This window comes from Aeromonas sp. sif2433 (assembly GCF_019218705.1).
Lineage (GTDB): Bacteria > Pseudomonadota > Gammaproteobacteria > Enterobacterales > Aeromonadaceae > Aeromonas > Aeromonas encheleia.
This window is the reverse complement of the sequence record NZ_JAHUXD010000002.1, coordinates 118,439-132,278: the sequence shown is the minus strand read 5'-3', so window position 1 is coordinate 132,278 and position 13,840 is coordinate 118,439. Positions and strand designations below refer to the sequence as shown.

The following is a 13,840-nucleotide window of genomic DNA, read 5'->3' as shown; positions in this document are numbered from 1 at the left end:
CAAGGCGAGGGGGCAGTCAGGCTTGTGTCAGCGCCTCGTCATCCCGTGCCGAGTCAATGGCTTAGCGGGGGTGCTTGCCGCGTCTGGTCAGGGTGAGCAGCAGTAGGGTGAGCAGGCCGCCGGCGAGGGAGGTCAGCACCGCCAGCAGCAGGCTGCCGAGCAGGAAGGGGGGCATCAGGGTGGCCGCCTCGTGCTCCAGCCAGTGCAGGGACCAGTTGAGATGGAAGGGCTCAGGTGTCTGCTGCAATACCAGGCAACCGGTGCGATAGGCCCACAGATACATGAAAGGCAGGGTCAGCGGGTTGTTGAACCAGACGGCCAGCAGGGCCAGCAGCAGGTTGAAGCCAAAGGCGACCACCAGGGCAACCGCGATGAGCGAGTGCATGGGCACCGGGATCCAGCAGGCGAAGATCCCGGCCGCCATGGCGCCACCCAGCGCCCGCCGGCCGCTTTGCCACAGGGCCGGGGCAAACAGCCGCTCCCCGAACAGGGCAAACCACTTCTGCCGGCGCAGGCTCTCCGGGTTCAGCTTGAGGCGGGCGGGCCAGCCACTCAGCATGCCCTGGCCACCTTGCGCCGCTGCCATTGCCGCACCGTGTTGATGCGCCAGAAGGTGCGGATGCAGGCGTAGCCAATCAGCGAGCTCAGGACGGCCAGCACCAGGGAGCCCAGCAGCAGGGGCGGGGCCAGGGTCTCAAACACCGAGACCAGCCACGGCCAGGTGAACTCGATGTCGATGTGCTGGGAGGGCTGGCCCAGCAACTGGCAGCCGACCAGATAGGCGCCGTAAAACAGCGGCGGCATGGTGAAGGGGTTGGAGAGCCAGACCAGCGCCACCGAGAGCGGCAGGTTGACCCGGCAGGCGATGGCGCCCCCCGCCGCCAGCAGCATCTGGCAGGGGAGGGGGATCCAGGCCATGAACAGGCCGACCGCGAAGGCGCCCGCGGCGGAGCGGCGATTGAGGTGCCAGAGGTTGGCATCGAGCAGCAGCTTGCCGAACAGCCGCAAGTGCTTGTGTTCCTTGAGCTTCTCCTGGTCGGGCAGCCAGCGTTTTATGAGTCGTTTGGGCATGATTGAAACCTTGCTAAATACTTGCTCCATGGATCTGCGTCTGTTGTCGTTTGCCCTGGGGGCAAGCTCCTCACTGCTTTGGCCCTGGTTACCCTCGATGGCATGGGGAGGCGTGCTGCTGGCCCTCGCCATCCCGCTCGCCTATGGCCGTCATTGGCGGCTGCTGTTTCTATTGCTTGGCATGCTCTGGATGCAGTGCAACTTGCAGTATCGGTTGGCCTGGCTGGATCGGCTGGAGGTGCAGACCAGCCACATCATAACCGCACGGGTGCAAAGTACGGAGTCTCAGGGTGATAAATTTGTCCGCCTGCTGCTGCGGGTCTCGACCCTGGACGACAGGCCCCTCAGCCCGGAACCCCTCGTTCGCCTCAACGCCTACCAGGCGCTGCCGCCCATGACGGCCGGCAGCCTCATCACCCTGGTGAGCTCCCTCAAGCCCGCCCACGGGCTCGCCAACGAGGCGGGGCTGGACGGGCGGCGACTGCTGCTCGGCAAGGGGATCACGGCGACCGGCAATCTGCGCAGGATCATTGCGATAGAGGCCGCGACCCCGGGCTGGCGCGAGCGCTGGTTGGCCGAGGCTGACGCCGGCTGGCGGGGCCTGAGTCAGGCTCCCTTGCTGGCGGCGCTCACCTTCGGCGAGCAGGAGGGCATCACGGATGAGCAGTGGACGCTGTTTCGCGGCAGCGGCCTGACCCACATCATCGCCATCTCGGGCCAGCATATCGCCCTGGTGGCCGTACTCGGCTGGTGGCTGGGCCGCCTGCTCGGGTTGCGCGGTGCCATTATTGTCTCCCTGCTGTTCGCCGCCACTTACAGCGCCCTGGCGGGATTCGCGGTGGCGACCGAGCGGGCGCTCATCATGGTGGGGGTGTGGAGCCTGCTGCGCTGGGTGAAGCGGGACTGGCCCCCTCATCGCATCTGGTTGTGGGCCTTCGTGGTGATCGCGCTGTGGGATCCGCTCGCCCTCTATTCGGCCGGATTCTGGCTCTCCTTCCTGGCGGTGGCGCTGTTGCTGCTGGCCAGCCTGCTGGATGATCGCCCCGGCCTGGTGCGCCTGCAGAGCCTGCTGCTGCTCGGCCTGCTGCCCCTGCAGTTGCTGCTGTTCGAGGGCATGGCGCCGCTGGCCCTGCTGCTCAATCTGCTGGCGCTACCGCTGTTCTGCGTCGGGATCATCCCTCTCGCGCTGATCGGCGTGCTGCTGGCGCCGCTCTCCACCACGCTGGCCCACGGCCTGTTCTGGCTGGCCAATCTGGGGCTGGAGGGGGTGCTGTGGGGGCTCGGCCTGCTGGCCGACCATCTGCAGCTCTGGTGGCCGGTGCCCGGCTGGTTGATGCCCGCCAGCGTTCTGTTGCTCCTGCTGTGGGGGGGCTGGCAGTGGCCGGGTGGCCGCGCCTTGCTGCTCCCGGTGGGGGCGGCCCTGCTGCTGGCGGCCTGGCCCGCCCCCACCCCCTGGCAACTGCGGGTGCTGGACGTGGGGCAGGGCCTGTCCGTGCTCATCACCCGCGGGGAGCGGGGCATTCTCTATGACACAGGGGATCGCTATCCCGGCGGCTACAACATGGCCGATGCGGTCATCTTGCCGCAGCTCGATCGGCTCGGGGTGCGGGTGCTGGATGCGCTCATCATCAGCCACAAGGACAGGGACCATGCGGGCAACCGACGCGCCATACTGCAGGCCCTGCCGGTACGCCGCGAGCTCTCCTCGTTCCAGTTCGATCGGTCAACCGAGCTCTGCCGGCGCGGTCAGCAGTGGCGCTGGCAGGGGCTGGCGTTCAGGGTGCTCTGGCCCGAGCGGCCGGGGGCCGGCCACAACAACGACGGCTGCGTGCTGCAGATAAGTGACGGCCAGCACAGCATCTTGCTCGCCGCCGATATAGAGAAGGAGGCGGAGCGCCGTTTGTTGGCGCTGGAGGGGGAGGGGCTCGCCAGCACCCTGTTGGTGAGCCCACACCATGGCAGCCGCACCTCCTCGACCCCGGGCTTCGTGGCGGCGGTGCAGCCGGATCTGGTCGTCCACAGCGCGGGCTATCTGAACCAGTGGCAGTTTCCCCGCCCCGAGGTGGTGGCGCGATATGCGCGCGCCAGGCAGTGGGTGACCGGCCAGGACGGGGCCATTTTGATCGAGGCGGGCGACGCCGGGCTCGAGATCCGGGCCGAGCGTGAGCAGGGGCCCTGGTATCGGCGTGGGGGCGCCTGGTGGCGGCCGAGGCTTTGGCCGGAGGAATAAGCCGTCGCTCCCTTCTCTTCACCCAGATGGCTCAGTTTTGAGCCGGTGGCGTCAGGTGCCGGAAGGATGACTGGCTTTGGCTTGAGCAATAATCCGTCATTTCCCTTTGAGGCGGGGGCGAGGGAGATGGCAACGCTTGGTGGAAACCCAAGCTTTGGCTAGAATAGCCCGTCATTTCCCTTATTAACGGCTTTTCATGCAACAAGAAACCTCACAAGAGAGCTGGCCCGTCTTCAAGCGCCTGCTCGGTTATGTCCGGGATCGCAAGCTGGGACTGGTTGGCGGCATCATCGGCATGCTGGGCTATGCGGCCGTGGATACCACCTTCGTCTATTCCATCAAGCCGCTGATCGATCAGGGGCTGAACGGCAACGACAGCACAGTGCTGAAATGGATGCCCTTCTTCGTGCTCGGCATCGTGGCCCTGCGTGGCTGCGCCGCCTTCCTCTCCAACTACTGCATGGCCTGGGTCGGCAACCATGTGGTGATGCGGCTGCAGCAGCAGGTGTTCAGCCACCTGATGGCCATGCCCATGAGTTTCTTCGATCGCCAGAACACCGGCAACCTGCTCTCCAAGGTGACCTACGACGCCGGTCAGGTCTCCTCCGCCGCCAGCTCGACTCTGGTCTCGCTGGTGCGGGAAGGGGCGACCGTGGTCGGTCTGCTCGGCCTGATGTTCTGGCACTCCTGGCAGCTGTCGGTGATCTTCCTGGTGGTCGGCCCGGTAGTGGGGGTGCTGATTGGCCTCATCAGCCGCCGTTTTCGCAAGATCAGCCGCCACATCCAGCAGGCGGTGGGTGACATCACCACCTCGACCGAGCAGATGCTCAAGGGTCATAAAGAGGTGCTGATGTTCGGTGGCCAGCAGGTGGAAGACAAGCGCTTCTTCCAGGTCAGCAACCGGATGCGTCAGCAGACCATGAAGATGGTGGCGGCGGATGCCATCGGCAGCCCCATAGTGCAGATGGTGGCCTCGGTCGCCCTGGCGGTGTTCCTCTACGTGGCGACCATCGACAGCGTCAAGGCGACCCTGACCGCGGGTACCTTCACCGTCATGGTCACCTCCATGATGATGCTGCTCAAGCCGCTCAAGAGCCTGACCGACGTGAACAACCAGTTCCAGCGCGGCATCACCGCCTGCCAGAGCCTGTTCGGCCTGCTCGACTCCACCCCGGAAGAGGACACCGGCACCCGCACCCTGGAGCGGGCCCGTGGCGAGATCGAGTTCCGCAACGTCACCTTCACCTACCCGACCAAAGACACCCCGGCGCTGCACAACATCAGCTTCAAGGTGGAGGCGGGCAAGTCAGTGGCCCTGGTGGGTCGCTCCGGCTCAGGCAAGAGCACCATCGCCAGCCTGCTGACCCGCTTCTACGACATCGAGCAGGGCGAGATCCTGCTGGACGGCGTCAACATCCGCGAATATCGCCTGAGCGAGCTGCGCAAGCAGTACGCCCTGGTCTCCCAGCATGTGCATCTGTTCAACGATTCGGTGGCCAACAACATCGCCTATGCGGCGGAGGATCGCTACAGCCGGGAAGAGATCCAGCAGGCGGCCCGCATCGCCCATGCCGACGAGTTCGTCAGCAAGATGCCCCAAGGCTATGACACCGTGGTCGGCGAGAACGGGGCCTCGCTCTCCGGCGGCCAGCGTCAGCGTATCGCCATCGCCCGCGCCCTGCTGCGCGATGCCCCAGTGCTGTTGCTCGACGAGGCGACCTCGGCGCTGGATACCGAGTCCGAGCGTCACATCCAGGCGGCCATCGATGAGCTGTGCAAGGCGCGCACCTCGCTGGTCATCGCCCACCGCCTCTCCACCATCGAGAAGGCGGACGAGATCCTGGTGATCGACGAGGGCCATATCGTCGAGCGTGGCAACCATGCCGCCCTGATGGCCCAGCAGGGTACCTATGCCCAGCTGCGCGCCATCCAGTTCGGTAACGTTTCTGTGGGTAACAAGGGATAATGCTGGATCGGCTCTGGTACGGGCGAAGCGGCTGGCGCTGGCTGCTGGCCCCCTTAGCCCTGCTGTTTGCCATCATCAGCGGCGCGCGTCGTGTCGCCTATCGGCGCGGTTGGCTCAAAAGCTATCGGGCCAGCCTGCCGGTGATCGTCGTGGGCAATCTCTCGGTGGGGGGCAACGGCAAGACCCCGGTGGTGGTCTGGCTGGTAGAGCAGCTGCAGGCCCGTGGCCTGCGCCCCGGGGTGGTCAGCCGTGGTTACGGCGGCAAGGCCCCCCATTATCCTTATCGGCTGGGCGCCGCCAGCACCACGATCGAGGCGGGGGACGAGCCCGTGCTCATCGCCAGGCGTTGTGGCTGCCCGGTGGTGGTGGCCCCCAAGCGCAGCGATGCGGTGCGCCTGCTGGAGCAGAGCGGTGAGGTGGACATCATCATCACCGACGACGGCCTGCAGCACTATGCCCTGGCCCGTGACCTAGAGCTGGTGGTGGTGGACGGCGTGCGCCGCTTCGGCAATGGCTGCCTGCTGCCCATGGGGCCGCTGCGCGAACCCATGACCCGCCTGAAGCGGGTCGATGCCATCATCTGCAACGGCGGTACCCCCGCCAGGGGCGAATACGCCATGCAGCTGGTGGCCGGGACGCCGCGTCGGGTGCGGGATGATGCGCCCGCCACCGAGCCCTTGCCCCCGGTGATCGATGCCCTGGCGGGGATCGGCCATCCGCCCCGTTTCTTCGCGACCCTTGCCGCGCTGGGCTACGAGTTGCGGCAGAGCGTGGGCTACGCGGATCACCAGGCGTTTGATCCCGAGGCGCTGCTGGCCCGCTTTGACCGGCGTCCCCTGCTGATGACCGAGAAAGACGCGGTCAAGTGTCGGGCCTTTGCGCCGGATAGCTGGTGGTATCTGCCGGTCAGCGCCGAGTTGCCGGCCTCCTTGCTCGATAGCCTGTTGCACTCCCTGAAGACGGCTCGCCCCGACGCGGGAGAATAAGACATCGCATTGCCCGGCCTGCGCGCCGGTACGACTGCGCTGAAGGCGCCTGCTTGTGGCGCCGGATGCTGAATATCAAATTGATCGAGATATGTTGAAGGCGCCGCGCTGTGGCGCTGAATATTGAATGGCTCGAAGTCGTTGAAGGAGCCGCGTTGTGGCGCCGGATACTGGTATCAAATTGCTAGAAATTGTCGAAGGAGTCTCGTTTTGGCACTGGATATTAAATTGCTCGACATCATCGCCTGCCCGGTTTGCAAGGGGAAGCTGCACTACGATAAAGCCGCTCACGAGCTGATCTGCCGCTTCGACAGACTGGCCTATCCGCTGGAGGAGGGGATCCCCGTCCTGCTGGAGAACCGGGCCCGCCATCTGCCCCTGGAAGAGCTGAAGCCATGAGTTTCGTCGTCGTCATTCCGGCCCGCTACGCCTCTACCCGGCTGCCGGGCAAGCCGCTGGCGGACATCCATGGCAAGCCCATGGTGCAGCACGTGGTGGAAAAGGCCCTGCAATCCGGTGCCGAGCGGGTGATAGTAGCCATCGATGACGAGCGGGTGCGCAGCGCGCTGGCGCCGTTTGCAGAGCAGGCCGGCGTCGAGCTGTGCATGACCTCGGCCGATCATCAGTCCGGCACCGAGCGCCTCGCCGAGGTGTGCCGTCACTACGGCTTCACCGCCGAGACCATCATCGTCAACGTGCAGGGGGATGAGCCGCTCATTCCGCCCGCCATCATCCGCCAGGTGGCTGACAATCTGGCCGGCGCGAGTGCGCCCATGGCCACCCTGTCCGTGCCCATCGTGGATGCCGAAGAGGCGTTCAACCCCAACGCGGTCAAGGTGGTGACGGACAAGGATGGCTACGCCCTCTACTTCAGCCGCGCCAGCATTCCCTGGGACAGGGATCGCTTCGCCCAGAGCCAGGAGCAGATCGGGGCACATTATCAGCGCCACATCGGCATCTACGCCTATCGCGCCGGTTTCATCCAGCGCTATGTGGACTGGGCGCCGAGCCAGCTCGAGCAGATCGAGGCGCTGGAGCAGCTGCGGGTGCTCTGGTACGGGGAGAAGATCCACGTGGCCCAGGCGCTGGAAGCTCCCCCGGTCGGGGTGGATACCCAGCGCGATCTGGACAAGGTGCGTGCGCTGCTGGCCCTTTGAGGTCGGAGTGCCCATCCGAGAAAAACGGCGCCAAGAGGCGCCGTTTTTCTATTGTCGCTCAGACAGGGGTTGGGATGTCCAGAGCCATCGCTGTCCGAGCCGGATAACGAAACTGAGCCTCCGTCAGCAGCTGTACCAACTGCAGCGGGGTCGTACAACCCATCTTCTTCATCATGTTGTGGCGGTGGATCTCTGCGGTGCGCAGGGCGATGCAGAGCCGATCCGCTATCTGCTTGTTCTGCATGCCCTCCTGTACCAGTTCCATGATCTCCCGCTCCCGTGGCGACAGCAGCTCGAGCCGTGCCTGCAGCACCTGGCGGGCGAGCTGACGCTCATGTGCCGCGCGGCTGTGGGCGCAGGCGCGGCCGATCGCCGCCAGCAGCACAGTTGAGTCCACCGGCTTCTCCAGCAAGTCGAAGGCGCCCTGCTTGAAGAGGCTGACCGTCGTGGCAACATCCGCCTCACCGGTGAGGAAGACGATGGCAAAGGTATTCGGGAGCCGGTTCAGCGCCTCCTGCAGCTCACCGCCGCTCATCCCCGGCATGCAGAGATCGAGGATCAGGCAGCCAGGCTGGCTCAGATCGGCCTCGGCCAGGAAGCTGCGGGCCCCGTCGTAGCTCTGCAGCCTGATCTGCACCGCCTCCAGCAGCCAGCCCAGCGACGCCCGCACGGCGGGATCATCGTCGACCAGATAGACGTTATCCTTCATTCCTGTTCTCCTTCTTCCAGTGGCTGGAGCGGTAGCGAGAAGGCGATCACCGCCCCCTGCGGCACCGCTTCCGCCCAAATGGTGCCCCCATAGGACTCGATTATCCGCTTGCAGATGACAAGGCCGAGGCCCAGCCCCTCTTTCTTGCTGGTGTGAAACGGCACGAAGAGATGGGCCCGCTGCGCCTCTGTCATGCCTGTGCCGTTGTCATGAATGCTGATGGTCACCCGATTGGCCTCGATCCGCTGGCGGATGGCGATGGATGGCGGTCGGGTGTCGGGGTTGAGCGCCACCGCCTCGCTGGCGTTGCAGAGCAGATTGACCAGCACCTGCTGCATCAGGGTAGGGTCGATCCGCAGATGGACGGGTTCCCCCTGTGGCAGGTGCAGGCTGATGCGCTGACGCATGAACTGGTCGTGGAAGAGTGGCAGGGTGCCTCGCAGCAACTCGTCCAGGGAGATCAGGCGATCCTGCACCTCGCCCTTGCGCATGAAGTCGCGCAGCCGGGCGATGATCCCCTTGGCCTGGTTCACCTGGGCGAGGGCCAGGTCTAGCCCTTGCTCGACGTCGGCCAGCGCCGGCGGTACCGCCGCCAGACGCAGCCGACAGCCCGCCAGATAGTTGTTGAGGGCCATCAACGGCTGGTTCAGCTCGTGGGCCATCCCGGCCGCCAGTTCGCCGGACAGCAGCACCCGTTGCGCCGAGAAGAGCTGGCTCTGCTGCTGGTTCAGGCGTTCGGCCGCGAGGCGATTGTCGGTCAGTGCCCGGGTCAGCCGCGCGTTGCTCTCCTTGAGCTGGCGGGTGCGCAGCTGGATGAGGTACTTGACCCTCAGGTGATAGCCCCCCAGCAGCAGCAGCCCCCCCAGGGCGATCAGCAGCCAGCCGCGATACTGATACCAGACCTGCACCGCCAATGGTTGCGCGTTGGCGGCGTCCAGCTGCTGCTGCAGGGCAATGACGGCCGCATCCTTGACCGGCACCGTCCAGTGCCGATAGTGGCCGGCCCGGGCGGCGGCCGAGTCGGTGGGGATCTCCAGCAGCACCTTGGCCAGATCCCGGGCGAAGCCCTCGTTGACGTGGGCCATCTTGGCCAGGCTCAGGGTGGGATAGAGCGGGGTCGAACTCTGGCAGGGGAGCACGGATTGGGGTTGCGGCATGATGACGACGAATTGATTGGCGTCATAACGGCCTTGGGCGATGGCCTGCTCCAGGATGCAGGTCGGCAGTATCGCCACCTCGGCGCGCCCCTCCGCCAGGTGGCGCAGCAGATCCTCCTGTGGCAAGCCGGCGAAGACCAGGTTGGGGAAGGCCTCCTCGGGGTGAAGCCCGGCCTTGAGCCAGAGCCCCTGCATGATCTGAAATCCGCCGAAGGCCTCCGGGCTGGTGGCGACGATGCGCTTGTGTCGCAGCGCCTGCCAGTTGTCGATTGTGGGCGCATCGGCGCGGCCGATGAGGGTCGAACCGACCGCCTGCTCGGCCGAGCCCCGCAGGGGGCTGAGGCTCAGCAGGCGTACCGCATCATGCTGACGCTGATAGTCGAGAAACTTGAGGCCATTGCTGATGACGAAGTCCAGGGTGGCGGAGGCGACGAGCTGGTTGAGGCTGCGCACGTCCCCGCTCACCAGCAGAAACTGATACTGCGGCAGGCGTCGATTGAGGTAGTCCACCGTCGGTTGCCAGCGGGCCTTCTCGGAGTCGGGCTGATCGAAGGCGATGACACCGATGCGGATCACCGGCCTGAGGTTGGTCTGCCACTCCTTGGCGGGGATCGGCCCGAGCCAGCTCAACCAGAGCAGGGAGGCACAGAGGATGAAGCGGCCCATGAATTCGTGGCTCCTGGAGGGGGACATGGGGAAGGAGACCCAATAGGCGTCACCGCGTCCTTGATGCAGATCAAGTTTGGCGCCGATCTGCGGTCAGCCACTATGGAGCGGCGACCGCGCATTATGGACCATGGCTTTCTCCTTCAATAGCAGAGAGTGCATCATGCAAGAGAATTCCAACCGTTCCCGGCGCGATTTTTTGACCAGGGGCCTGCAGACAGCCGCCTTTGCGTCCATCGCCGCCGCCCTGCCCGCGGCTGCGGCCGCCAGTCAGGCCCAGAGCTGCATCGACCCGACTCAGCTGCCCTGGGACGAGGAGATGGACATTCTGGTCGTCGGCAGCGGCATCGCGGGCTCTGTCGCGGCCATCAAGGCGGCCGAGACCCGGGCCGGCATGAAGATCGTCATCGCCGACAAGATGTCCCGTCTCGGTGGCTCCTCCCTGATCTCCGGCCTCAACATGGCGGTGGTCGGTTCCCGGTGGCAAAAAGAGATGGGGGTGACGGATGACAGCTGGGAGCTGCTCTATGCGGACATGGAGAAGGAGTCCAAGGGCTTCAATCATCCCGAGATCAGCAAGGTCGTCGCACAAAACAGCTTGCAGCTCTTCGACTTCATGGCCGAGCACGGCGTCGAATATGACAAGAGCATGGGCAACGGCACTGGGGTTAAAAACCTCGGCGGTCACTCCCGCGCCCGGGTCGTATGGCCAAAAGAGGGCGGTACCGGTGTCATCAAGAACCTGCATGGCTACATGGCCAAGCACCTGCCCAACATCGAGATCCGCAAGCGGGTCAAGCTGGAAGAGATCTATCGGGATGCGACCGGCCGCGTGGTAGGGGTGCGGGTGCGCGAGGAGTATTTCTTCGATCTGAATACCCCCGACTTCGGCCGCAACGACGATCCCGCCTTCAACGGCACGGGCGTCACCAAGCGCTACAAGGTGAAGCGGGCGCTGGTGATGGCCTCGGGTGGCTTCAATCAGGATCGCAAGTTCCGCGGCGATGAGATAGGCGTGCTGCACGATTGCGTCTCTACCGCCAGTCCAGGCGCCACCGGCGGCGCCCTCAAGTGCATGATGCAGGCGGGCTTCAAGCCGGTGCACATGACGCTCTTCCGCTTCGCCTTCGCCATCCCCACCGAGGACATCAACTGGGGCATTCTGGTGAACCCGCAGACCTGCAAGCGTTTCATCAACGAACACAACAACAACGACCGTCAGGGTCTGGGGCTGGCGATCCTGGCCGAGCGGCGCAAGCTCAAACCCGGCCAGCAGGCGATCCTCATCTATGACCAGACAGGAGTGGACAGTTATCACGACAAGCAGCGCTTCCAGCTCTCGCTGGAGGCGAAAAATGGCACCGAGGGCACCATCTGGAAGTTCGATACCCTGACCGCATTGGCGGCCCGCTTCGAGATGGATCTGGACAAGCTGGAGGCGACCATCGCCGAATACAACGCCAACATGGCCAAGGATCAGGATGCCTTTGGCAAGCCAAGAGCCGTGGTGGGCAGTGCCATCGCCATCGGCAAGGCGCCCTATTACGCCATGTATCTCAATCCCCGTTACAACTACAGCCAGGGTGGCGCCCTCATCACCCCCAGGGCCGAAGCGCTGGATGTGGTCAGCCAACAGCCCATCCCCGGCGTCTTCGTCTGCGGTGAAGCCGCCGCCGGTACCTTCGGTTATATCCGATTGACCGCCTGCAGCAGCCTGGATAGCGGTGTCTATGGCATGATCGCCGGCGAAAATGCCGCTAAAACAGAGCCTTGGGCTTAAGGAGCAGAGGAATGAGACCATTATTCCTGACCCTGATGGCGCTGGCAGGCCTCTGGTTTGGCGGCGGTGCCCTGGCCGAGCCTCCTGTCACGGCGATGACGCCCGTCTCCACGGCGGCCAGCCATAGCCTCAAGCCGCATCATGGCAAGCTCGGCTTCACCTGTGAGAACTGCCACCAGGGGAAGGATCCCAAGCAGTACCAGCGGCTCAAGACCGAGGACTGTCTGGCGTGCCACGGCAGCGCGCAGAAGGTGGCGAATCGCACCTGTTTCATGGATGCGAACCACACCAATCCGCACAACTCGCTGCACGACAAGCTGGATCTCGATTGCTACGAGTGTCATGCCGAGCACAAGCCGTCCCAAAATCTCTGCCAGACCTGCCACGACAATACCCGTGACTGGTTTGGTCCCACCCCCTAGGAGCCTTGTTGATGAATCGAATGAAATTCGGTCTACTGTTGGCGTGCGTCCTGGGTCTGGTCTCCCTGGGGATCAGCCTGATCGGGGCCGAGGTGGTCAAGGCGACCGGTGACGAGCGCTTCTGTGGTTCCTGCCACGAGATGAAACCCATGGTGGAGGCCTATCGGCATGATATTCACGGGGGTAGCAACAGGGTGGGCTTCAAGGCGGAATGTGCCGATTGTCACCTGCCCCATGACAACACCTTCAACTACCTGCTGAAGAAAGCGACCAGTGGTCTCAACGACGTCTACAAGGTGACGCTGACCGATACCAGCAAGATCGACTGGCTCGGTAAGCGGGATAGGCGCGAGGAGTTTGTTTACGATTCGGGCTGCCTCTCCTGTCACCAGGGACTGCTGGAAAAAACGGTGGCCACCAACCCCAAGTCACTGCAGATGCACGCCCATTACCAGGAGATGCAACAAAAAGGGGAAAAACTCCAATGCGTCTCTTGCCACGTGACCATTGGCCACAACGGCGAGCTGCGCAGCCGCCTCAATGAGACCCAGCCGGAGTATCAATTCCAGCATGATCTGCGGGCCAGGGAGGCGGCCAAGGCGGGCACGATTAAGTAATAGCGGTTTACCCTGCCTTAAAAAGCCCCGGATGGAAATTCGGGGCTTTTTTCATTGTGGGGTGGTCTGCGGCGACGTACCGATTCAAAGTTGAATATGTGCATAATTATTTGATAATAAACAGCATTCACGAACACTTCTAAACTTTTCCAGGGCATGGTTTGCCAAATCATCGAGTTTGGTTATGATGCAAGACGCCGTGTTAACCCTAACTGGCATATAACGAGATAAAAAACGGGGTGTATGGGTGATTAATGTATTCCTGGTCGATGATCATGAGTTGGTGCGTACAGGGATAAGACGCATTTTGGAGGATGTCCGCGGGATCAAGGTGGTGGGCGAGGCACAGAGCGGCGAGACAGCCGTGACCTTCTGCCGGCAACACCACCCCGACGTGATCCTGATGGACATGAACATGCCGGGCATCGGCGGCCTGGAGGCGACCCGCAAGATCCTGCGGATCCGGCCCGATGTGCGCATCATAGTGCTGACCATTCATTCCGAGAACCCGTTCCCCACCAAGGTGATGCAGGCGGGCGCCGCCGGTTATCTGACCAAGGGCGCGGCCCCGGACGAGATGATCCACGCCATCCGGCTGGTGCACTCTGGCCAGCGTTACATCTCCCCGGAGATCGCCCAGCAGATGGCCCTCAGCCAGTTTGCCTCGGCCGACGAGAACCCCTTCAAGTCTCTCTCCGAGCGCGAGCTGCAGATCATGATGATGATCACCAAGGGGCAGAAGGTGACCGACATCTCCGAGCAGCTGAACCTGAGCCCGAAGACGGTCAACAGCTACCGTTACCGCCTGTTCAGCAAGCTCAACATCAATGGCGATGTGGAGCTGACCCATCTGGCCATTCGCTATGGCATGCTGGATGCCGACACCCTGTAACCGGAAACCCTGATGCGCAAGAGGCGGCCCGGGCCGCCTCTTGCTTTCCGGTGCCTTTTGCTTTCGGGTGGCGGGGCGCAGTATCCTCTGCTCATGAGCCTTGACCCCTTTGTTTTGAGCCGAGTAGCAGATGACCCTTTCCCCCGAGCCCCTCTTCGATCGCAAGGCGTTTCTGAACGCGGTGACA

13 protein-coding genes are annotated in these 13,840 nt (G+C 63.8%); 9 read left to right on the top strand and 4 right to left on the bottom strand.

The window, feature by feature from the left end; translation table 11 throughout:
• Positions 1 to 61: 61 nt before the first annotated feature.
• On the bottom strand, positions 62 to 559 hold the full coding sequence (locus KW825_RS03620; protein ID WP_218328505.1) for a DUF2062 domain-containing protein: 498 nt from the start codon (positions 557 to 559) through the stop codon (positions 62 to 64).
• A complete protein-coding gene (locus KW825_RS03615) occupies positions 553 to 1,071 on the bottom strand; it encodes a DUF2062 domain-containing protein (protein WP_218328264.1) in 519 nt (172 codons plus the stop codon). Before KW825_RS03615 ends, KW825_RS03620 begins: the two co-directional genes overlap by 7 nt.
• 28 nt (positions 1,072 to 1,099) lie before the next feature.
• Here KW825_RS03615 and KW825_RS03610 point away from each other — a divergent pair, with 28 nt between their 5' ends.
• The 5 genes from KW825_RS03610 (at position 1,100) to kdsB (ending at position 7,410) form a co-directional block, all read left to right on the top strand.
• Positions 1,100 to 3,301, top strand: a complete 2,202-nt coding sequence (locus KW825_RS03610; protein WP_218328503.1) for a DNA internalization-related competence protein ComEC/Rec2 — start codon at positions 1,100 to 1,102, stop codon at positions 3,299 to 3,301.
• 196 nt (positions 3,302 to 3,497) lie between these two features.
• Positions 3,498 to 5,267 carry a lipid A ABC transporter ATP-binding protein/permease MsbA gene (gene msbA / locus KW825_RS03605; protein ID WP_218328263.1) on the top strand — a complete coding sequence of 590 codons (1,770 nt, stop codon included), beginning with the start codon at positions 3,498 to 3,500 and terminating at the stop codon, positions 5,265 to 5,267.
• Complete coding sequence (gene lpxK, locus KW825_RS03600; RefSeq protein ID WP_218328262.1) at positions 5,267 to 6,253, top strand: tetraacyldisaccharide 4'-kinase; 987 nt, start codon at positions 5,267 to 5,269, stop codon at positions 6,251 to 6,253. The genes msbA and lpxK overlap by 1 nt, the downstream gene beginning before the upstream one ends.
• A 210-nt stretch (positions 6,254 to 6,463) precedes the next feature.
• The gene (locus KW825_RS03595) at positions 6,464 to 6,652 is read left to right on the top strand and encodes a Trm112 family protein (protein WP_042654587.1); all 189 of its coding nucleotides are present in this window, start codon (positions 6,464 to 6,466) and stop codon (positions 6,650 to 6,652) included.
• Complete coding sequence (kdsB, locus tag KW825_RS03590; RefSeq protein WP_218328261.1) at positions 6,649 to 7,410, top strand: 3-deoxy-manno-octulosonate cytidylyltransferase; 762 nt, start codon at positions 6,649 to 6,651, stop codon at positions 7,408 to 7,410. The genes KW825_RS03595 and kdsB overlap by 4 nt, the downstream gene beginning before the upstream one ends.
• A gap of 58 nt (positions 7,411 to 7,468) precedes the next feature.
• Here kdsB and KW825_RS03585 read toward each other — a convergent pair whose 3' ends face one another.
• Positions 7,469 to 8,119, bottom strand: coding sequence for a response regulator transcription factor (locus KW825_RS03585; protein WP_218291908.1), 651 nt, complete (start codon positions 8,117 to 8,119; stop codon positions 7,469 to 7,471).
• A complete protein-coding gene (locus tag KW825_RS03580) occupies positions 8,116 to 9,942 on the bottom strand; it encodes a PhnD/SsuA/transferrin family substrate-binding protein (protein ID WP_218328260.1) in 1,827 nt (608 codons plus the stop codon). The genes KW825_RS03585 and KW825_RS03580 overlap by 4 nt, the downstream gene beginning before the upstream one ends.
• Positions 9,943 to 10,105: 163 nt before the next feature.
• Here KW825_RS03580 and KW825_RS03575 point away from each other — a divergent pair, with 163 nt between their 5' ends.
• The 4 genes from KW825_RS03575 to uvrY all read left to right on the top strand — a co-directional run bounded on the left by KW825_RS03575 (position 10,106) and on the right by uvrY (position 13,653).
• Positions 10,106 to 11,722, top strand: a complete 1,617-nt coding sequence (locus KW825_RS03575) for an FAD-binding protein (RefSeq protein ID WP_218328259.1) — start codon at positions 10,106 to 10,108, stop codon at positions 11,720 to 11,722.
• An 11-nt stretch (positions 11,723 to 11,733) separates the two neighbouring features.
• The gene (locus KW825_RS03570; protein WP_218328258.1) at positions 11,734 to 12,144 is read left to right on the top strand and encodes a cytochrome c3 family protein; all 411 of its coding nucleotides are present in this window, start codon (positions 11,734 to 11,736) and stop codon (positions 12,142 to 12,144) included.
• Between the two features lie 11 nt (positions 12,145 to 12,155).
• A complete protein-coding gene (locus KW825_RS03565) occupies positions 12,156 to 12,761 on the top strand; it encodes a NapC/NirT family cytochrome c (protein ID WP_218328257.1) in 606 nt (201 codons plus the stop codon).
• Between the two features lie 247 nt (positions 12,762 to 13,008).
• Complete coding sequence (gene uvrY / locus KW825_RS03560; protein ID WP_011706579.1) at positions 13,009 to 13,653, top strand: UvrY/SirA/GacA family response regulator transcription factor; 645 nt, start codon at positions 13,009 to 13,011, stop codon at positions 13,651 to 13,653.
• Positions 13,654 to 13,840 lie beyond the last annotated feature (187 nt).